Consider the following 20,514-nt stretch of genomic DNA (forward strand, 5'->3'; position numbering starts at 1 on the left):
TGGAGTGGAAGTGGGGGCGGGATGCTCAACTGAGGGACCAGCAGGAGGGCGTCCTGCGCGAGACAAACGCTGGCTCCCTCAAGGCGGCGAACCGAGTGAATCGCGCCATCAGTTTCGCCGATTTCCACCGCGTCAGCGATGCCGGCTGCGGTGCCTGGTTTGCGCTCTCACGATCTGATGTCATCGAATCCGAGTTCATTTCGCGAGCCGTGCCAATAGCGAACCACCCCGATGACCTTCGAATGCTCGTCGACTCGATAGACGATTCGGTACGGCTTCAAAATGAGCTCGCGAATCAACCGATCATCAAATTCGGGGACGACACGGCCGGAAAACGGAAAGATGCTCAAAGCCTTCGTCTTCTCGATCAATGCCAGACCGAGGCGTTTCGCGGCTTCGGGACGATCTGCGCAACATGGAGAACAATGTCTTTGAGATCTTCAATTGATCGAGGAGCGAGGACTACCTTGTAGTCCATGACTCAATCAGCTTCTCCACGTGTTCGATTTCGATGCCTTCCCCTCGGTCGAGTTGGTCAAGCCCTTCTCTCACACCCGCGACGAACTCGACCTCCCGGGCGATTTGACGAAGTGAAACACCTTCGGGCAAACGTGCGAGCAGACCGGCGACGACTTCTTTGTTGCTCATGGGATGAATCAGAAGCCGGCGGAGGATTGGGCGCAAGCCTTCTGCAGAACCTCAACCATGACCCACGACGCCATTGGGTGCCAGAGGTGCGAACGCACGGAGATCCACGGAAGTGGGCGGAGGCTCTGGCACCTCGTTGAGCCACATGTTCTTCATGCGAAACGATCCCGTCCTTTCCAGAACGGACACTTCGGGCAGTCTTCGCCCAGAGGGTAGTCGATCCCTTCCTCGTGCGGACAGCCAAAGATCTTCTCACGCATGATGAGCGTGCGAACCTCGTGTTCCCGCAAACGTGCGAGCACGTCTTCCTGAACGTCGATCTTGAATCTCACATCCCTGTCCTCGCTGAAGTAGCGGTGAATCGTGCCTTCGTCGTCGTTGTGCAGAAAGATCCCCAGCACCGCCTTTGTGGCCCGCTTGTCGTCAGGCCCGTAATAGGCTAGGGTCGCGCGGGGAAAACCCCGGTCGCCGAGCTTCGCCTTGTTCCGCAGATGGGTGATTGGTTTTGGCATGATGTTCCTTTGCAGAAGTCAAAGGTGAGCCGCGAACGATGTCGGCGCGAGACGTGCGATGGCGGGTGGTGTGAGGGATCGAGACTTTGCCACTGGCGTCTTGTTGGGCTGACTGAACGAAGCCGCGGATCGGCGGTACGGGCCGGGGAGATGAGCTGACGTCTGGGGCATCGGTGGGGTGAAACTGGCGGGGAAATGACTCCGCTGCGAATCAAATTCTTCCGTGGAGCGCAACATCTGTGAGCGTGCGGAGTGCACGATCCACTCCTGCCTCGCTTGTGGGGCGGAGCTGATCAGGTGCTACGATCGTTCTCCCGTCCTCCGTCCTCCTTCGCGTCCTCGCGCCTTCGCGTTTAACTTTCCGGCGACGTTTCGCGACGCGCGAACCCAAGTCACGACGGAGGGTGCCCCTCCAGCGGAGAGTGGGGCACTGGAAAACGAAGGGGCGCGGCGGGTTATTTTTTTCCGAGCACCGCCGGTGACTTCTTGAGTTTGTCGATCTTGGGCTTGATCACCACGCGGCAGTATCCCTCGTTGGGGTGATTGCGGTAGTAGTTCTGATGGTAGCTCTCCGCGGGATGGAAGACTTCAAGGGGAACAACCTCGGTGACGATTCGACCACCCCAGGACGGCTGCGCCGCTTCGAGCGATGCCTGGGCGACTTCCTTCTGGTTCTCGTCGGTTGTCAGAATAATTGACCGGTACTGGGTGCCTCTGTCGGCCCCCTGGCGATTGAGAGTTGTGGGATCGTGAATGTTCCAGAAGTAGTCGACGATTTCACGATAGGTGACCACGGCGGGGTCGAATTCGACGCGCACGACCTCCGCGTGTCCGGTGGTCCCGGAGCACACTTCCTCGTAGGTCGGCTTTCTCGTGTGTCCTCCAGCATAACCGCTGACAACTGACTTCACGCCCGGGAGCATCTCATACGCCGCCTCCGTGCACCAGAAGCAGCCTCCGCCAAGATAGGCGAATTCGGTCGAGGTGGGCGATGCAGCCGGACTGGCCGCGGCAACGGGCGAGGCGGTGGTTGTGAGCATGGCGCAAAGGGAAGTGATCAGGGGGAGGATGCCGACTTTCATGGGATCGTCGCAACAAGTGGTTCACAAATTGGAAAATCGCAATGGCACGCCGGCGGGCCCATGCTGTCCAAAACGAAGGCAGCAATTGAATTTTCTGTGATCTCAGATTCCTCGCCATCAAGGTCATGACTCCCCTCCGGCCGCTCATCGTTTCCCAACCCGCTGTTCTGGTGTCGCTTGCGGTTGCATTGATCCTGACGGTGGGCACGGCGCTGCTCGGGGTCGTTTCGACGCGGCGCGTGGTTGAGGCGAACGCGCTCACAGCCGACAGTCATGGGCGGATAGTTGCGATCCAGCAGACCCTGACCGCGCTGGCGGATGTGGAAACCGGGCAGCGGGGCTATTTGCTGACGGGCGACGAAAAGTACCTGCAGCCCTACCGGCAGGCGCTGGGGAAGATTGATCCGCTGCTTGCGGATCTCAGGCGCCAATACGCGAAGCAGCCGGAACGGCTTGGGTCCGTGGAGCGCGTTCTGCCGTTGATCGCGGAGCGGCGGATGGAAATTGAGAAGACGATTTCCCTGCGGGAAAGCGGTGCCATGGCGGCGGCGCTCAACATCATGGAGTCCGACACCGGATTCGCCACAACGGAGTCCATCCGCCGGCTCCTCGTGGGTCTGGAGATTCGCGAGGTGAGGGAGCTGAAGGCCGAAGGCGACCGGCTCGAGGAAAGTGCGTACCGGTTCCAGTTCCTCATCCTCTGCATGATTGGTCTGGCCATAGTGCTCACGTTCGTGGCGGCGGTGCTGCTGGTGCGGCGCCTGCGGCAGCTTGCGACCATGGTGACGGTATGCGCGTGGACGAAGCGGGTGAAATGGCGGGGCAGGTGGGTGACGTTCGAGGAGTTTCTCGAGCAGCGCTTTAATCTTCGCTTCACTCACGGCATGTCGGAGGAGGCTGCCCGGCAGTTTCAGGTCGAAGCGCACGAAGTGCATGAGGCCCATCTGCCACGCGTGCCTCCGAAATAGTCCGGGCGCGCGCCGGCATTCCCGCTCAGGTCCGGGACAGCCGGCGGTACTTGATCCGTCGCGGAGTATCGGAGTCGTGCCCCTTGCGGCGCCGGTAGTCCTCGAGGTAGCTTGAAAAGTTTCCCGCGAAGGCATGCACGACGCTCTCGCCCTCGAAGGCGAGGATGTGGGTTGCTACACGATCGAGAAACCAGCGATCGTGTGAGACGACGACCGCGCATCCGGCGAATGTCTCCAGTCCCTCCTCGAGCGCGCGAATGGAATTCACATCGAGATCGTTGGTGGGCTCGTCCAGGAGGATGAGATTCGCGCCTTCCTTGAGCAGGCGCGCGAGGTGCACCCGGTTGCGTTCCCCCCCGGAGAGCACTCCGACTTTCTTCTGCTGGTCGGCGCCGGTGAATCCGAACTGCGCGCAGTACGCCCGGGCGTTCACGCTCCGGCCTCCAAGGTTGAGGATCTCCTCGCCTCCACTGATCGCTTCGTAGATTGTCCGGTCGTTGGGAAGGGAGTCGCGCGACTGATCGACGTGGGCGATCTTCACGGTTTCACCGACGCGAAGCGTGCCGCGGTCGGGCTTTTCCGCGCCGACGATCAAACGAAACAGCGTGGTCTTGCCCGCGCCGTTGGGGCCGACGACACCAACAATCCCCCCGGGTGGGAGCGTGAAGGTGAGGTTCTCGAAAAGCAGTCGGTCGCCGTAGGCCTTGGCGATTCCCTGCGCCTCGACCACGAGGGAGCCCAGGCGCGGGCCTGGAGGGATGACCAGTTCGAACTCGCGCTCCTTTTCCGCGACGTTTTCCTTGAGCATGTTTTCGTACGCGGTGATGCGCGCCTGTGATTTCGCCACACGCGCCTTGGCGGACTTGCGAATCCACTCGAGTTCCCGCGCCATCGCCTTTTGACGGCGATCCTCCGTGCGCTGCTCAACCGCCGCCTTGCGCTGCTTCTGTTCGAGCCACTGGGAATAATTTCCCTTCCACGGAATGCCGTGCCCACGATCGAGTTCGAGGATCCACTGAGCGACGTTGTCGAGGAAGTACCGGTCGTGGGTCACCGCGATGACGGTGCCTTCGTAACGCGCGAGATGCTGCTCGAGCCAGTGCACACTCTCGGCGTCGAGGTGATTTGTGGGCTCGTCCAGCAGGAGAATCGCCGGTTGCTGAAGGAGAAGACGGGCGAGCGCGACGCGCCGGCGTTCGCCACCGGAAAGCTCATCAACGATTTGATCCGGCGGCGGACAGCGCAGGGCGTCCATTGCCATTTCGACCTTGGGTGCGACATCCCAGGCGCCCAGGTGGTCGATCTTTTCGTGAAGTCCGGCCTGCCTGGTGGCGATGCTGTCGCGTGCGGCGTCGTCCGCTGCGTCATTCAATTCGTCCCATGTGGCATCGTAGGCGGCGACGAGGTCGTTGAGGTGCTTGACTCCCTCCTCGACGCACGCGCGCACGGTCATTCCGGGAGTGAGCGAGGGCTCCTGCTCGAGAAACCCAACGGGATAACCGGGCTCGAAATGGACATGGCCGTCGATGTCGCGATCCAGGCCCGCGAGGATCCTGAGGAGAGAGGATTTGCCGGAGCCGTTGAGTCCGAGCACGCCGATTTTCGCCCCGAAGAAGAAGGACAGCGAGATGTCACGAAGGATCTCCTTGCGTTCGATCTTCTTCGAAACGCCGAGCATGGAGAAAATGATTCTGGGCTCTTCGGGCTTTGCCATGGACGGTGGATAAAGGGACTTTTGCGCAAAACAGAATACAAAAACGGAAGGTGGGAATTGAAAACAGCGGGGCGTTCACTTCAGCTTCAATTCCACGCGAGATCCGTTGCCGTTTGGAGCGACGATGAATACGCGGTCGGGCGAGACCTCTCCGGAAAGCAGGATCCGGCTGCGGATTTGCTGAGCGCGCGTGTTCGCGAGTTTGCGCAGTTCGTCGTCATCGATCGCGACCCTGGCTGCGAGTCGGGATGTCATTTCCTCCGTGGAAATTGCGGGCGTGGTGTCCCCACCTGATCCGCTTGTTGGAGATTGTGCTTCCGGCGCGGGCGCCGACGGTGGAGGGGAGGAGGGGGTTGACTCCTTCGCGGAGAAGAGCCGGCGCACGCGTTGAAGCAGGGTGGTATGATGCGTGACCGGTTCAACGGGTTGCGTGATGACAACTGCGGGCTCCGGAACGGGAGGAATGAGCTCCGGAAACGCTGCGGCAAAGAGGCTGCGCACGGCTTCTTCACGCTCATCCTGAGATGGCGGAGTCTCTCCAGAAGCTGAAGGTGCTTCAGGCACTGTGATGCTGGACCGGGACTGCAGAGCCACGGCGTCTATCTGTTCATTCAGCCTGGCACGCTGCAATTCAGCGCGATCAGTCGTCGGATCGAAACCGCCGGCGAGGTCCAGACGCAGCCCAGGACGGTTTGCCATGGCCTTGATCACGGTGGCCAGCTTGCCGGACTCGGTGTCGCGAGGTGCTGTCGCACCGGGGGCAAAGGCCTGGAACGCAAGCTCCTCGCCGCCACCGCCAAACATGCTGCCGAGCAGAGCGAAGGGCGAAGTCGCGGCCTTTGCGAGAAGGTTGCCGATCACGCGCCAGACGACGCGTCCGATCCGGAAATTCGGGTCGTCGAGACGGCCTTCCACCGGGACGTCGATGACAATTTGTCCGCTTGAGTCCTTGAGGAGCGCGATCGCAAGCGTGATGGGGAGCTTCACGGCGTCCGGGCTTTCGTTCTTTTCCCCAAGGGTGAATTGATCGAGAGTGGCGACGTCCGAACTGTTGATGGTCCGGTCGGCGAGTTTGAAATCGATGGCGAGACTGAGGGCGCCCCGCTCGAGCGCGTAGCCGGCGAATTTTGCGACGTAGGGGGCGAACGGGGAGAGTTCGATGTCCTTGATGTCGAGTTTGACATCGGCGCTCGCGGGAGTGCCGAGAGGATTGAGCCTGCCAGTGATCTCGACGGGCGCCGTGCCGTTGACGACACCCTTGAGTTTGATCTCACCCTGACCGGGGGAAGTGGACGAGAGACCTTTGATCGTGCCGCTCAGTCCTGAGATTTCCGACTCAGCGGCGGGCGCGACAGATTTGTCATGAAAGGCGAGGCGCGCCTGTTCGAGGGATAGTTGGCCAATTGAAATCGGCGGCAATGGCGGTCCCGCGTTGGGAGTTGCCGATGGGGGCACTGACGTGGTCTGAGTCGCTGAGGGCGCTGTCGACTGACTTCCGGAGGCGAGGGTGCTCAGATTGAGTTTACCCTCCCGGTCGATTGAAACATGGGCCTGGAAATCCTTTAGCAGAACCTGGGCGATGTCGGCCTTCAACGGAAGGGAGGAAACATCCATGCCCTCAAGCGACAGCGCCGACAAGCCGAGGAGCGGACTCGAGGTGGCAGCATCCCGCAGGTCGAGGTTGTTCAGGTCCGATTTGCCCCTGAAAGAGATGGCGTTGCCCGAAAGCGAAACTTCGCCGGAAAGCGCAGCCACGCCCTTTTGGATTTTCAAGGGCAGGGATGCGTCCAGGTACGGATTGACGAGCGCCAGGGGAACGTGATTTGCGGAGACAGTCAGAGTTCCTTTCAGCGGATTCAGCGCCAGCGATCCGTCGATCGAACATTCGCCGTCATCGCCGAGTTTGAATTTGGCGGCGAGTGCCGATGGCGCACCCAAGTCGTGGAGCATCAGCGGAGCAAGGTGCGAAGACAGATTGAGCACCTGGAATTTCGCGGGCCTTTCCAGCGTGCGGTCGACGAGGGCGATATCGAAGGCTTCAACAGCGGCGTCGTTGAGTGTGACCGACCAAGGACCTGTTGTTTCCGATGGAACAGGAGTGGAGGAGGATGCCTCCATGGGGGTTGGAGGTGCACCTGGCAATCGATGGCCGGTCTCTGGAGCGTGCGGTGAGAACATGCCCGTGAGATCGATTCCATTCTCGGTTCGATTGGCGGTGAGGTTTCCTCCCTTGAGCCGGATGCCCGCGATGACGAGTTTCCGGCTCGCGGTGTCGGCCTCGATGCCAGTCAATGCGGCTTCCTTTACGCTGACCCGCCCCTCCGGGGAGTGAATCGGCGCGAGTTCAAGCGCTTGCACGGTCACCGATCCGTTGGAGACACGAACCACCGGTGACTTGCCGTCCATCGCGGCGTTGTACTGCGCCTTGACGGAGAGATCACCTGATTGAACCCTGAAGCCTGCCCGGCCCTCGATGTAGGGTGCGTATTTGGGAAGTTTGATATTGGACAGGGCAAGTTCTCCGGACGATTTCAGCAGGCGGGGCTCGACTGATCCCGTCCACTTCACTGACTCGCCGGACTCAGTCGTTGCCGTGAACGAATAGGGAGCACTGGCGTCGCTCGTTGTCCGAAAGTACGTCAGCGCAAAACTGACGGGACCGATTTCGGTCTGGAATGGCGCGGCGAGTCCATGGTCTTCAAAATGCACGCCTGCGCCGTTGATGGAAAGTTGCCCGATGGAGATGGACGGTGGTGCGTCCTGGCTTGCGGCATCCGCCTTGGGGGCGGCGCCGGTTTGCTTCGCGAGCAGATCGGCGAAGTTCATGTGTCCGCTGGCGTCGCGGACAACCGATGCGTGAAACCCGTCCAATTCGATCACCTTGAAAGTCCATGTGCCAAACACGCGCTTAAAGGGGTCGAAGTTGACGAACAAGCGCCTCCATTCGAGTAACGTTCCGCCTTTGCCATCTCCCACGTGCAGCCCGGTGACCTCCACTGAAAAGGTCAGCGGGTTTGTCCGGATTGCCTGGATCCTGACTGGTCGGTCAAGCGTCTTTGAAAGGCGCTTTTCGCCCTGGGATCGAAGCAGCGGGGGTGCGGCGAAAAAACCCAAGGCCACATAGAGGATTGCCAGAATACCGACGGCGACCAACAGCCGCCGAAGTATTGTGTGGCGCCGGAGGAAGTTCCACTGATGTAAAGGGAAAGGCATCCGCCCGCGAGTCACTTGGGTGAGGTTCAAATGTGGCGGGAATCGCCCGAGTCTTTTGCCGCGTACCCCGTTTCCTGGCGCTGGTGATTCACGGCGTTTTTCTTGAGGTACGCTTGATAGACGTCCTCTGCACTCATGCCAAGCGTTTGCGCCAGAGACACCAAAAAATGGAAAAGATCGACTACCTCGACGCGCGCATTCTGCTCGTCGAATTTCTGGTATTTTGCCCACCATTTCCAAGGAACAGAGTCGACGAGTTCGGCGAGCTCCTGCTGCATGGCGCGCGTATAATTGAGGATCCATTTCGCCTTTTCCTCCTCGGTAGGTGGCGGAAGGTTGACTCCAATCCGTTGATTGAGAGCAGCCTGCATGGTGAAGATCGCTTCCAGTCGGTCGGGTGTCATGGGGGGCCGAGATTCAGCCGAATAGGCACGGTGCGCAAGGTTTCTGTCTCAGCCAGTGAACACCCTCGTCAAACGAAGTGAATTTGCAGGGCTGTGCTGATTCTGTATCCGATCCCGAACTGGCAGGGATTCTGGGATTTTTGGTTGCGAGCGGATTTGCATTAGCCGAAATTGGGGAACGTGCTGCCTGCGTTGAGCGCATTTGCTCCGCCCATGGCGCCGTCTGCGCATCTCTGCGAATTCGCGGTTACTGCGCTTCAACCCAACCAAATAAAAACAAGTCATGTCCGATACATCCACGTCCAGTGCGACGCCTGCGCAGGCTGAATCTGCCGCGCCTTCGCCTGTGACCTCCAGCGCGCCCTCCGCCGCCACCGAGCCGAGTACATTCGGTTCGAGCCGCGGGTCCGGTCTCGCGCGCGGCAAGCGTTCGACAACCCTCGCGCCCACTGCCGCAAACGCCGCTCCTCGTGGCGATTACAAACCGACTGCTGTTCAGGTGATTGTCGCCGAACGCGAGTACCAGAACCCGTTCGCTCCCGAAGTACCGCCAGCTCAGGAGGCCGCGCCTCCGATTCCGGCCTTCGAGACGCGGGATTCTGTTGAAACCTCAGCGGAAGCTGTCGCGCCCGTGGCGGCTTCCTCGACCTCAGATGGAACCGTGATCAGGGCGACTCCGCTCGCTGAACCCGTTGGCGCGGAAGATGCCTCCGCGGCGGAGCGAGTCGCATCCACGGAAACAGAGAAGACCGGCATCACCATTCTGCCTCCGGCGGAACCGCGCCGTCCGTCGACAAGCTGGGACCACACATCCCTGAAGGAGAACGATCGAAACGAGTCGTCGGGACGTCGCGAAGAGCGTCCGTCCTTTCGCTCGGAGCGAGCCGATGATCGTCCGAGGGGTGAAGAATACCGCAATGGTGGACACGGCAACCGACGCGATGGTCGTAGAGAAGGCCGGGACTCGCGGTTTCCCCGCGACGGACGTCCTCCACGCGAAAATCGAGGCAATCGAGGCCCGGGTTCGGATCGCGGCAATACGCAGCCGAAAACTTTCTCTCCGCAGCCTTCGGCATCTCCCGCACCGCAAGCCGAAAAGAAGGCCGGCGGATTTGTGGGTTGGTTCAAGGGCCTTTTTGGCGGAAAACCCGCTGAAGCGCCCGCGGCCCAGGGAGAACGCGGTTCCTCGTCTGGACGCGAGCCGGCGCGCTTCGATGATCGGGGTGGTTCCCGCCGCCGTCAGGGCGGTGGCCGGCGCTTCGATCAACGCGGTCCGCGGGATGGCCAGGGTGGTGAATCCCGCAGCTACGGCGCTGGAGAACAATCCGGCGGTGGGGATGGCGGCAGGCGCCGGCGTCACCGCGGCGGCCGGGGTCGCAATCGAGGAGACTATGGCGGTCAGGATTTCCGTTCAGGCGGAAATCGTGACGACAGCGGATCTTCAAACCCCTGATTTTTCAGCATTGAAACCGGCTGTGATGGCCGGGTGAATCGAAGGCGTCCGCGGCTGCGGGCGCCTTTTTTGTTGTTTCGGCGATTGAGTCGCCGCTGATTCCCGTTCTCGTTTCACGCCTCGCATGGCAGATCTCATTGTCAATGGCGGCAAGCCGCTGTCCGGTACCATCACGCCTTCCGGCAACAAGAACTCGGTTCTTCCGATCTTCTGCGCCTCCCTGCTGACCGCCGAGCCGGTGACCCTGAGGAATGTCCCAGACATCACGGATCTGGAGAAGCTTGTCGGTTTTTTCCGGGCGCACGGTTCGCGAATCAAATGGGATCGCGAGCACGGGGTCATGGAGATAGACCACTCCGGATTCACCGAGGCGCTGGCCAACGCCGAACTCCCGCAGGCGATGCGGTCGACCGTGTTGCTGTATCCCGCGCTCCTGCACCGCCTGCGCCGGATCACCGTGCCGTCGAACTCCAAGGGATGCTCGCTGGGGGTCCGGGAAATCGATCCGCATCTCGACGTTTTCCAGACACTCGGCGCGATAGTCGACGCGGGGGACCCGCTCGTGATCGGGCTTCCGAACGGCTTCCACGGCGGACGCCACTGGTGCGACTACATGTCGGTGACCGTCACCGAGAATTTTGCGATGGCAGCGGCGGTTGCCGACGGCGACTCCACGCTGATCAACGCGGCGAGCGAGCCCCACGTGCAGGAACTGTGTTCCGCGCTGGTGAAGATGGGCGCGCGCATCGAGGGAATCGGCACCTCGATGCTGAAGATTTCCGGCGTCGAAAAGCTGCATGGTGCGACGATTGAGATCGGAACCGACTACCATGAGGTGGTGACGTTTCTCGCGCTGGGTGCGATCACCGGCGGTGAGGTGCGCGTTGAGAAGTCGCTGCCACATCACTTCGATCTCATCCTGCGAACCTTTCGAAAACTCGGGGTGAAGGTGGAGCATGATGGCCTGGCGGCGGTTGTCGGGCGCAATCAGGAGCTCAGGATCGAAACGCCGTTCACGAGCAATCTCCTGACGAAGATCGAGGCGGCGCCATGGCCCTATTTTTCCGTCGACCTGCTTCCCGTGATGATCGCGCTGAGCACCCGTTCGGAGGGGGTTGTCCATTTCTGGAACAAGGTGTACGAGAACGGATTTTCCTGGATCCCCGAACTGGCGAAATTCGGCGCCCACGTGATTGTCAGCGATCCCCACCGGATCGTGGTGTTCGGCAACAAGCCCATGCGCGCGGCCGTTGTCGATTCGCCCTACGTCATCCGGGCGGCGATTGCACTCTTCATGGTGGCCGCCAGCGTGCCGGGACGCAGCGTTGTCAAGAATGCGGACGTGATCCAGCGTGCGCACCCGCGGTTCGTGGAGAACCTGCGCCGGCTTGGAGCGGATGTGGAATGGAAATGATCCCGGCATGAACGCAAAACCCAAGGCATCCCCCGGCGCGCCGCCGGCGGCGCCCGCAACCGGACTCGGTTATCTCACGAACACGCTGTCCCAGCCCGTGACCCAGGCGGAGGCGGCGCTCCGCCCGCTCACATTTGCCGATTTCACGGGGCAGCCGAAAAGCGTCGAGCGCCTGCAGGTGATGGTCGGCGCGGCGAAGCGCCGGGGCGAGGCGTTGAATCACATCCTCCTGAGCGGGCCGCCCGGCCTGGGGAAAACCACCCTGGCATTCATCCTCGGCCACGAACTGGGCAAGAACGTGCGGGTGACATCCGGGCCCGTGGTCGAGAAGGCGGGCGACCTTGCGGGACTGCTGACAAATCTGGAGGAAGGAGACCTGCTGTTCATCGACGAGATACACCGCATTCCGAAGACGGTGGAGGAGTACCTGTATTCGGCGATGGAGGACTTCCGGCTCGATATCATGATCGACCAGGGGCCGAATGCGCGCAGCGTCCGCCTTTCCATCCCGCGCTTCACGCTGGTCGGCGCCACAACGCGGGCGGGCCTGCTGACGGCTCCGCTGCGTTCGCGCTTCACCCTGCAGACCCGGCTCGAGTACTATGATGTGCCGACACTTGTCGGAATTGTGCGCAGGAGCTGCGGACTGCTCAAGGTGGACGTCGACGAGGCGGGAGCGGGTGAAATCGCGCGACGTTGCCGCGGCACGCCGCGCATAGCCAACAATCTCATTCATTTCTGCCGCGACTACGCGCAGGAGCGCGCCGGCGGACGGATAACCCAGGCTGTGGCCTCATCGGCGCTCGAACTGCTCGAGATTGACGCCCGCGGGCTCGACGAGATGGACAAACGCGTGCTTCGCGTGATGGCGGAGAACTATCGCGGCGGTCCCGTGGGGCTCGGCACCATCGCTGTCGCGGTGGGCGAGGAGGCGGAAACCCTGGAGGAGGTGCACGAACCTTTCCTGATTCAGGAAGGCTACCTTCAGCGTACACCGCAGGGGCGCGTGCTCACCTCCAAGGGCTACTCCGTGATTGGATTGAAAGCACTTGCAGGCGATTCATCCGGCCAGGGAACGCTGCTCTGACGGATCTTCCTTTTGGCGCGAATGGAAGTTTGAGGGGGCGGTGACGATCACCGTAACCCAAGAGCAATGCGAGAGCAATGGATCCATTGCCGCACCTCTGTTCCGGCTCAGTATCCCGACGCCCTTGAGGCCGTCCCCGGCCTGATCGAACGGCCGGTGTCGGCGCTTTTCATTGCCGCAAAGCACAACTCAAGGGTTCGCAGATTGTTCGCCGCGCTGTTTTCCGGCTCACGTTTTTCTTCAATTGCACACAGGAGCTCGCCCATTGCGCCACGGAAACCATCCGGCATCCATGCCCCCTGCAGTCTTGGACGCGCATGGCAGCCCGCCCAGTACATGTCGAGCAAGTCGACTTGAATCACGCCGGCACCCTCACCCCGAAGGGTCCCTGCTGTTCCGCAAACGTTGAATGCTTCCCTCGGGCCATGCTTCGAATGCGCGTTGAACGCCAGCGTCGCGAGTCCTGATTCGAATTCGACCGCGCAATGCGCCAGCATGGGGGGGCGCATCGTCTGCCCGGGCGAACGCGCCACATGAGCCGTTACACTCCGCACTTTCCGATCCGAAAACAGGCTGGCGACAAGGTCAAACCAGTGCACGCCGAAATCGAACAGTACAAGGTGATGAATCTTCTCGAACACGCCACCCTTGGTCCAGGTGTGATCCCAGTTGATTGCGAAGTCAGCGGTTTGAATCCCGCCCAGCAGACCCGCCCGCACCGCGGCAAGGAGATATGCATGGTATGGCGCCCAGCGTCCGTTCTGATTCACCGCAAGGAGGCGTCGACGGCTTTGCGCCAGCGCAACGAGACGCCTGCCAACGGCAAGATCGAGCACGAATGGTTTCTGGCTGAGCACATGTTTTCCGGCGCGAAGCGCGTCTGCAATGATCTCGTCCCGTCCGAATGGATGGGTGGCGACGTCAACAACCTCGATGTCATCCCGCGCGAGCAGCTCTTTGTGATCGGAATAGACCTCAGCCTTTGGGAAAAACGCATCCCGCCGCTCCTCCGCCGCCCCCTTCCGACGGCTGGCCAGCGCCGTCACTTCGTATCCGTCCATCTGATACGCTTGCAGATGCACCTTTGAGATCCCGCCGCAGCCAATCAGACCAATCTCTGGCCGGTATCGCCGGGGAATCGAAGGCCGGTACGGAAGATCAGGCGCATCAACTTCCCTGAATCCGGACCGTTGCAGCGTCCTATCGGATGAGCCGGAACCACCGGGCGTGGAGCGGAGCCTTTTCATTTCCCATGCATCCTCAGGCAGGCAGCTTCACGGTTTTCTTCAGTAGAGAACTCCGCACGGCTGAATCGACAATCTGCTGGCCGATTCGAGAAATGCCCGGAGAAAGCGGTCCGTCAATCGGAAATCCATTCCTGATGCAATGCGCCAGATACTCAACCGGATTTCGTTCTGGCGCACGCAGGCGATCAACAGGGACGTCCTCGCCAGCCGGACAGGAATGCGTCTGCAGCCTGACGGTTGATTCAAAGTCATAGGAGCTGATCGTGCCGGCGGCACCCTTGAGCACGAATCCGCACTTGGGCTGGGGCTGCGCTCTCCACGGGTCGGTGAAAGTCCCCCAGCGGGTTTCAAACTTGGACAGCCCGCACGCATAGCGAGCCACCGTGATGCTATGCTCGTCAACCTCGAGGCCTGGCGATGTTGAGGTGACTGCGGTCACTTCAAGCGGCCTTCGTCCACCGTGAAACCAGGTTCCCAAGGTCGCGCCATAGCCCAGGTAGTCGAGAAGCGATCCACCGCCGCGCTCCCTTGAGTAGAACCAGCTTTTTCGCTTCATGGCGCTTGTCGGCTTGTTTTCCACCTTGTCGGCGGCGTGCCAGAGCGGACCTCTGTTGCCATCGTAGTAGTGCACTTCCTGCAGATCTCCGACGCGTCCCTCGCGCAGCAGCCGGCATGCGGTGACATGAGCCGGATACCAGCGAAGCGGCCAGTTGATCGCCAGGAGCCGCCCGGTCCTCCGCGCCGCCGCGATCATCCGGTCGGCTTCGGCCAGGGACGCCGCAAACGGTTTTTCAACCAGCATGTGCGCACCGTATGGGGCGACCATTTCAACATACTCCGCATGCAGCGATGTCGCCGGGCACAGAATCACAAGATCGGGCTTCGTGACCTCCATGCATCGAATGGGATCGGTGAAAACCCTGTCCGGTGGAATGGAGAAATTCGCGATTGCAGACTGCATCCTTTGCATATCGGCATCGCAGATTCCCGCAATTTCCAATCCGGGCTGCTCATGACAAAGGCGGAGCAGGTCGCCCATGTGCATGTGGTCGAAGTTTAGCGCGGCAACGCGCAGCCTTTTCATGCCAGATCGGACCATGCGCACGAATCGGGCTCGTGGGATCGGGATGCTCCCGCGTGTTTCAGCATTTGAACCGATGAGGCGGAAATACCCATGCCGGGCCTCCGGTCCCTCAGGCCTTCAATCCTCGAAGGTCAACCTCCAGTCGGCGATTCTCCCGAAGCAGCGCATCCATCGTCAGTTTTCCGTGCCGCGCTCCCGCTTCATAACCAAGGACGCAGGCCAGCACGCCGTCCACCGCGCGCTGGCAGGTGTCGTTTGAGTGCACCCCGGAACTGATCTCCTTGTGGAAGCGATCGATGTTTCGCGTTGCGCCCATCGCATAAAGATTTTCAACAGCTCCTCCCCCAAAATGCCGCGGCCCTCCGCGAAGGAAGGCATTGCCCTTGTAGCTCACAAACGCGTTCGCAACCGTCCCCTCAAATGTGGCACTGATGTCTCCGGGTCTGTTGTTTGAGAGCGCCGAGCCCGTGTGCTGATGAATGAACCCTTCCGCGTACTCATAAGTCAGTGCGATCATGTCGCGTGAATCCCCATGGGCATCAGGGCGATAGATTCCCGATGCACCCATTGCCGCGACCGGCATACTCCCCAGGACCCAGAGTGCCGCATCTATCGCATGTATGTCATAGTTTCCAATGTAGTCACATCCCATGGCGACATCATTCACCCAGATGAGATCACGCAGGCGGCTTTCCATCGTGGCTGTCCGGGGAGGATCCTTCTGCGCTCGCGTTTGGCCGTTGGTCAGCACCCGCGCAATCCGGCCCAGGCCTCCGTCGCGGATGCGGCGCGCCACTTCAATGTTCACGGGGTCGGTTGGGATCTGGTAGTCCACCAGAAAACACTGTGCCCTGGCGCTCGCTCTCCTGCCCGCCTCCGCGACTTTCAGGGCGCCAGGAACATCGACGGCCACGGGCTTCGCCATGTAGACGTGAAGCCCGGCCTCAACCGACTCAGTCACCTGTTCGGGCATGAAATAGGGAGGGGTTTCAACCGCCACGGCCTCCACACCGCTCTCCAACAGGCGACGATAGCCCGACAGGGTCGAGAAACGGCGGGAACGCTCCACACCAAGAGCATCGCCACACTTGTCCGCCACCTCCTTAAAGTAGTCGGCGACCGCCCAGATTTCATAGCCGCCATGGTCCTGAAAGAGCTTCGCTATCCATGCTCCGCGACCACCATTTCCGATGACACCCAGCTTGATTCTGCGTGGCGATCCGGGTGCTCCTTCCACCCGGCCAAATGCCTTCGATGTGGCGGCCGCAGCGAGCGCCGCCGCCGTTCCTCCCAGAAAGCGCCTGCGCGAGAATTGCATCGTTTTGGAAGTTTTCATGGCTGGGAATCTTGCTTGAGCGTTCTGATTGCAATGTCCTTGAACCATACATCGCAGTCCTTCCCTCCGTGAATCTGAAGGGCCAGCCGTCCTGTCCGCCGGCCCGTGTCATTCACGACCTCCGCTGACACCTTTCCGTTGATTCGCACGACAACATGCCCTCCCTGCGCACTCACCTCCAGCTCGTTCCACTCCAAGGGATGAAACCAGGCGGCGACCTGATCAGCCGAGGGCTGCACGATCCATTTTCGCCCGTTGGTCTCATACAGTCCGCCGACGTCGACCCTGGCGTCTATCTCCGCTTGAATGCCGGAAACACCGCTGAATCCCGTTTCATCAATTCGAAAATAGAGTCCGCTGTTTCCCTGGAGAGCCCTGAATTTCAGTCGCACGACAAAGTCAGCGTATTCACGATCCGTGACGAGGTGCCCGTACGCGGGTTCGCTCCGTTTCATGCGCCCGTGAATGGCGCCATTCCTGACCAGCCACTCCCCCTTGCCAATCACATGCCATCCGCTGAAGTCACTGCCATTGAACAAAGGCTGCCAGGTGGAGTCCCGGCCTTGAACAGGCTGCAGGCAAAGAGCGGCCAGAACCGCGCATATGAAGAGAGTTGATGATCGTTTCATGATGATTGAGTAGGGTTGATTTGGTCAGCCGGACAACCCGGAGGGCTCCCGCCCGCCGACGCTGGCATACAACCTGGACAGCCGGTGGGCGTGCTCGTCGTAGGCGGTTTCAAAAAGCTCCGCCGCACGGTCCGCGCCCACGACATTTGACGCGGACAGCACCTTTGGGGGGTGCCCCGCTTCGACGAGCCGTGCGGCGACCTCGGCCTTGATCGCGTTGATGAGCAGGCATCCGCCCACGGTGGAGCCGGGGGCGACGGGCGTGTCGAGTCCGTTGATGCTCACCATCGCGTCTCCAACAGGCGCACCGGTGTCAAGAACGAGTGTCGCAAAGTCCGTGAGCTTGAGACCATCGCGCCGGCGTGAATCGCTGGCATCGGAGTGGGCGCGACTCACGATTGCGACAACAGGGATGCCGACTCGGCCAAATTCCTGTGCCATCTCGATGGGCACGACATTGCAGCCGCTTGATGAAATCACGAGCGCGGCGTCCTCCTTCGAGAGCGCAAAGTTGCGCAGAATCCGGCCCGCCAGACCGCTCACATTCTCGAGAAACATGGCCTGGCGCTGGCCGTTGCACCCCACGACCAGATTGTGAAAGGAAAGCGACAGCTCCACGATGGGATTGAAACCAGGAAATGAACCATACCGGGGCCACATTTCCTCAACCATCATGCGCGAATGACCCGAGCCGAAGACATGAACCATGCGCCCCGCAAGAATGCTGCGGGAGAAAATGTCCGCGGCGCTCATGATTGCGGCGTGCTGGGCGGCGGCGGAATCGACCATCAGGCGCGCCCTGGCGAGATACTTTTCGGATGGAGACATCTTCAGCACAGGGGTTCGTTCCCGCCCGACGGCAGGTGGAGGTTTTCCCTCGCCAGCGCGATGGCTGATGGCGCGTGCCTCGAATCCACGGCATCGCCCGTGAATATCGCCGCGGCCTCCCCAGGCAGTGCCTGCGCGGATCGCCCGGAGTTTTCATCACACCCCGTCAGAACGGTGGCCCTCGCGCGTGCTTCAAACACAGCGCGCGCTGCCGGCAGGCGAGGACCCGTCGCACCACCAGTCACCTCAGGAACCTTTCCGTCCAATGCCGCGGTTGACATCCCGCGATGCTCCATGCGTCATCCCTTTCCATCAATCATTACAGTACCATTGGAATCAGCAACTGGTATGATAATCTCCTGTTGACATGGCCCGCCCAAGGTCCGCTCGCGTCATTGAGCTCAAGGCCGCCCTGTCCGCCCGCCTCCGCCATGGCGTTGTCCAGCCTGGCGGACGCTTCCTGTCCGCCCGTGCGCTGGCACAGCGTTTTGACGTCAGCTACCAGACCGCGCACCGCCTCCTCTCGGAATTGCACGACGAAGGTCTCATTCGCCGCGTACCGGCAAGCGGAACATTTTTGCCCGGCCTTCAGACCGTCCTGAGGGGAGTGCAGTTCATTTTTCATTCGCGAGCGCGCAGAAAGGGCAGCTTTGGCCACCATCTCCTCGACCTGTTGAAGTCGGCGCTGCAATCGCGGGGGATCGCCTGGTCATGTCACTGGCCAGACCATGATGCGGCGCCACGACTCAGAAGGGGGTTCATTCCCGTCATATGGGAGTGCCGGGCCGCGGCCCGGGCCGCGGCATTGGATCATCGTTTCGCGCTGGTCCTCAACGATCTGCCTCCACTGGTTCCGCCGGCGGATTCATCGATGCCATCACAACGGATGACTATTCCGGCGGCGCCTGCGCCGCGGAGCTCCTCAAGGCGCGCACGGGAAGATCGGGCGGCTTCGCCGTGCTGGGAGGTCCGCTCGGCGATTCAAGAAGCGAACGACGCATTGAGGGATTCCAGGCACACGTGCGTTCCTCCCGCGTGCACCATGCCGCTTCATGGTATCGTGAGGCAGGGCTCGCCCGGGCATGGGATATCCTGCGCGAGGCGCCCGCGGGAATTTTTGCCTGCAATGACCGGCTGGCTGAGGCTCTTATCCTCGCATGCCGCATGAGACGGCTTCCGCTCCCACCACTTGTGGGCTTCGACAATGCACCCATCGCCGAACACCTGCGCCTAACCACGATCGGCATTCCGTGGAGTGAACTCGTCCAGCAGTCAATGCACCTTGTTGAAGGACGCCTGCATGGAAGCACCTCCCCGGGTCGACTCCTGTGCCTTGCACATGAGATGATCGTCCGCCTGACATGCGAGAATCGCCTCCAATCCGCCAACTCGCGCCCGTGAAACTTCAGTGCCTGTCATCAGGATCGTTACAGCCTGATTGAACATCAACGGGATTGGACGGATTGCGACGCCCAGGGCTGATTCATGACGGGGTGGAAGCGAGGGAGCCTGGATCAATTGCAGGAGTCTGCCGCGCGCGATTTCCGATGCTTGAAGGTCTCGCGAGTGCGCGGCCTCGGCCGTCCGCTCAATCACCGGTGGCGAAGCGCAGCGCGTATTGGGCGAGATTGTAGTCGGCGATCGTGCCCAGGTAGTCGCGCTGGGCCCGCGCGAGTTCGTCCTCGGCCTCGAGATCCTCGAAAGGCGCACCGACTCCCGTTGCGCGTCTTTCCCGCGACAGGCGCGCGGTTTGATCCGCAGCATTCAACGCGTTTCCTGCGAGTTCAATCTGTCTCGAGAGCGACTGCAGGCGGGCGTGGCTCTCCACCACCTGGCGGCGGATGGCATCCCGCACCTTCTCCTGATCCAGCTCCACCTGCCGTTCGCGGGAGAGCATCTCCCGCTGGCGATTTCGATCCAGCAGTCCGCCGGGTCCGATGCGCCAGCTGACCCCGAAGCTGAGGTCGCTGCTCATGTCGAAATCCCGCGTCAGCGTCGAACCGGAAGGCCCGCCGCCCAGTCCGCCCAACGAGGCCTGTGCGCCGAGCGTGGGAATCAGCGGACCCTGGGTGGCGGCCCGGCGGTTCAATCGCGCGCCCGCCAGCCGGGATGCCGACTCATCGATTTCAGGCCGCCGGGCGAGTGCGCGTGCGATGCGTTCGCCGAGGTCGCCGGCGGGTGATTCGAGCGACATCGGGACGAGTGCACCGTCGTCGGACACGAGGTCGACCGAAGGATCCAGTCGCAGGATCTCCGCCAGGCGGGCGGCCGCCACGCGCTGGTCGGTTCGCGCGCGCAGCAGCGCGAGTTCGGAGCGTTCGCGGGCTGCGCCAGCCCGGGCGGCGTCCCCCTTGAAGGCGATACCGGCTTCGGCTGCGACGCCGAGCTGCGCCGCGTGTTCTCGCGCGACGCGCGCGGCTTCCTGGGCTGCGATCACGGCGGCGCGCGCGCGAGCCAGTTCAAAATAGGCCGACGCGGCGCGAAAGGTCGTCTCGCGCTGGCGCCCGGCCAGGGCCGCTTCGCTCGACTTCACGACCTGTTTTGCGACCAGGTTCTGGAAATAGGTTTCGCCCAGATCGAGCTGTGCATTGATGGCGATGCCGGCGGCGAGGGACTGCTTGTCCGCGTCCAGAATGCGTCCGCCTGCGTCCTGCACATTTTCCTCGTGCCTGCGAACAACGATTGACGGGCTGATCCAAGGGATGAAGCGGGCGCGTGCGGAATCGCTGGCGGCGCGCGCCTCGCTGACCTTTTCGCGCGCAATCTCGACATCCAGATTGTTTGCCCCCGCAAGACGGAGCGCGGTCGCCAGATCGATCGTCTGCGGCTCGGATGCGCGGAGAAACGCGCCTGGCAGAAGCATGAGCAGAGCCGGGACGCGCCAAGTCCATGATT

At 61.5% G+C, this 20,514-nt stretch carries 18 protein-coding genes and 1 pseudogene; 5 read left to right on the forward strand and 14 right to left on the reverse strand.

Annotated features, from left to right (window positions below; genetic code table 11):
• Window positions 1–167: 167 nt before the first annotated feature.
• From HS122_16230 to msrA, 4 genes and pseudogenes are all read right to left on the reverse strand, one after another.
• Window positions 168–478 (reverse strand): annotated as a pseudogene (locus tag HS122_16230) (type II toxin-antitoxin system RelE/ParE family toxin).
• A complete protein-coding gene (locus HS122_16235; protein MBE7539945.1) occupies window positions 463–648 on the reverse strand; it encodes a hypothetical protein in 186 nt (61 codons plus the stop codon). The pseudogene HS122_16230 and the gene HS122_16235 overlap by 16 nt, the downstream one beginning before the upstream one ends.
• A 152-nt stretch (window positions 649–800) precedes the next feature.
• Window positions 801–1,160: a hypothetical protein gene (locus HS122_16240; GenBank protein MBE7539946.1), complete on the reverse strand. Its 360-nt coding sequence runs from the start codon at window positions 1,158–1,160 to the stop codon at window positions 801–803.
• A gap of 455 nt (window positions 1,161–1,615) precedes the next feature.
• On the reverse strand, window positions 1,616–2,242 hold the full coding sequence (gene msrA, locus HS122_16245) for a peptide-methionine (S)-S-oxide reductase MsrA (GenBank protein MBE7539947.1): 627 nt from the start codon (window positions 2,240–2,242) through the stop codon (window positions 1,616–1,618).
• Window positions 2,243–2,367: 125 nt separating this feature from the next.
• Here msrA and HS122_16250 point away from each other — a divergent pair, with 125 nt between their 5' ends.
• Window positions 2,368–3,210 carry a CHASE3 domain-containing protein gene (locus HS122_16250; GenBank protein MBE7539948.1) on the forward strand — a complete coding sequence of 281 codons (843 nt, stop codon included), beginning with the start codon at window positions 2,368–2,370 and terminating at the stop codon, window positions 3,208–3,210.
• A 25-nt stretch (window positions 3,211–3,235) separates the two neighbouring features.
• Here the strand turns inward: HS122_16250 and ettA are convergent, their stop codons facing one another.
• From ettA to HS122_16265, 3 genes are all read right to left on the reverse strand, one after another.
• Entirely contained in the window at window positions 3,236–4,924 is a 1,689-nt protein-coding gene (gene ettA, locus HS122_16255) for an energy-dependent translational throttle protein EttA (protein ID MBE7539949.1), read from the reverse strand.
• Between the two features lie 75 nt (window positions 4,925–4,999).
• Window positions 5,000–8,137, reverse strand: coding sequence for a DUF748 domain-containing protein (locus tag HS122_16260; GenBank protein ID MBE7539950.1), 3,138 nt, complete (start codon window positions 8,135–8,137; stop codon window positions 5,000–5,002).
• Window positions 8,138–8,163: 26 nt separating this feature from the next.
• Window positions 8,164–8,541 (reverse strand): dUTP diphosphatase, encoded by a 378-nt coding sequence (locus tag HS122_16265; GenBank protein MBE7539951.1) that lies wholly within the window; start codon window positions 8,539–8,541, stop codon window positions 8,164–8,166.
• A 902-nt stretch (window positions 8,542–9,443) separates the two neighbouring features.
• Between HS122_16265 and HS122_16270 the strand changes: the two genes are divergently transcribed.
• The 3 genes from HS122_16270 to ruvB all read left to right on the forward strand — a co-directional run bounded on the left by HS122_16270 (window position 9,444) and on the right by ruvB (window position 12,495).
• Window positions 9,444–10,031 carry a hypothetical protein gene (locus HS122_16270; GenBank protein ID MBE7539952.1) on the forward strand — a complete coding sequence of 196 codons (588 nt, stop codon included), beginning with the start codon at window positions 9,444–9,446 and terminating at the stop codon, window positions 10,029–10,031.
• 87 nt (window positions 10,032–10,118) lie between these two features.
• Window positions 10,119–11,408, forward strand: a complete 1,290-nt coding sequence (locus HS122_16275) for a UDP-N-acetylglucosamine 1-carboxyvinyltransferase (GenBank protein ID MBE7539953.1) — start codon at window positions 10,119–10,121, stop codon at window positions 11,406–11,408.
• 7 nt (window positions 11,409–11,415) lie between these two features.
• Window positions 11,416–12,495 (forward strand): Holliday junction branch migration DNA helicase RuvB, encoded by a 1,080-nt coding sequence (gene ruvB / locus HS122_16280; GenBank protein MBE7539954.1) that lies wholly within the window; start codon window positions 11,416–11,418, stop codon window positions 12,493–12,495.
• Between the two features lie 107 nt (window positions 12,496–12,602).
• On the opposite strand, the gene HS122_16285 is transcribed toward ruvB, so the two are convergent.
• The 6 genes from HS122_16285 to HS122_16310 all read right to left on the reverse strand — a co-directional run bounded on the left by HS122_16285 (window position 12,603) and on the right by HS122_16310 (window position 18,244).
• Window positions 12,603–13,742 carry a Gfo/Idh/MocA family oxidoreductase gene (locus HS122_16285; GenBank protein MBE7539955.1) on the reverse strand — a complete coding sequence of 380 codons (1,140 nt, stop codon included), beginning with the start codon at window positions 13,740–13,742 and terminating at the stop codon, window positions 12,603–12,605.
• Window positions 13,743–13,755: 13 nt separating this feature from the next.
• Window positions 13,756–14,826: a Gfo/Idh/MocA family oxidoreductase gene (locus HS122_16290; GenBank protein MBE7539956.1), complete on the reverse strand. Its 1,071-nt coding sequence runs from the start codon at window positions 14,824–14,826 to the stop codon at window positions 13,756–13,758.
• A 109-nt stretch (window positions 14,827–14,935) separates the two neighbouring features.
• Window positions 14,936–16,162, reverse strand: coding sequence for a Gfo/Idh/MocA family oxidoreductase (locus tag HS122_16295; GenBank protein MBE7539957.1), 1,227 nt, complete (start codon window positions 16,160–16,162; stop codon window positions 14,936–14,938).
• Window positions 16,159–16,791, reverse strand: a complete 633-nt coding sequence (locus tag HS122_16300) for a DUF1080 domain-containing protein (GenBank protein MBE7539958.1) — start codon at window positions 16,789–16,791, stop codon at window positions 16,159–16,161. Before HS122_16300 ends, HS122_16295 begins: the two co-directional genes overlap by 4 nt.
• A 24-nt stretch (window positions 16,792–16,815) precedes the next feature.
• A complete protein-coding gene (locus HS122_16305; protein ID MBE7539959.1) occupies window positions 16,816–17,619 on the reverse strand; it encodes an SIS domain-containing protein in 804 nt (267 codons plus the stop codon).
• 319 nt (window positions 17,620–17,938) lie between these two features.
• On the reverse strand, window positions 17,939–18,244 hold the full coding sequence (locus tag HS122_16310) for a hypothetical protein (GenBank protein MBE7539960.1): 306 nt from the start codon (window positions 18,242–18,244) through the stop codon (window positions 17,939–17,941).
• A gap of 332 nt (window positions 18,245–18,576) precedes the next feature.
• Here HS122_16310 and HS122_16315 point away from each other — a divergent pair, with 332 nt between their 5' ends.
• Complete coding sequence (locus HS122_16315; protein ID MBE7539961.1) at window positions 18,577–19,020, forward strand: LacI family DNA-binding transcriptional regulator; 444 nt, start codon at window positions 18,577–18,579, stop codon at window positions 19,018–19,020.
• Window positions 19,021–19,207: 187 nt separating this feature from the next.
• Here HS122_16315 and HS122_16320 read toward each other — a convergent pair whose 3' ends face one another.
• Complete coding sequence (locus tag HS122_16320) at window positions 19,208–20,482, reverse strand: TolC family protein (protein MBE7539962.1); 1,275 nt, start codon at window positions 20,480–20,482, stop codon at window positions 19,208–19,210.
• Window positions 20,483–20,514 lie beyond the last annotated feature (32 nt).

Source organism: Opitutaceae bacterium (assembly GCA_015075305.1).
Taxonomy (GTDB): Bacteria; Verrucomicrobiota; Verrucomicrobiia; order Opitutales; family Opitutaceae; genus UBA6669.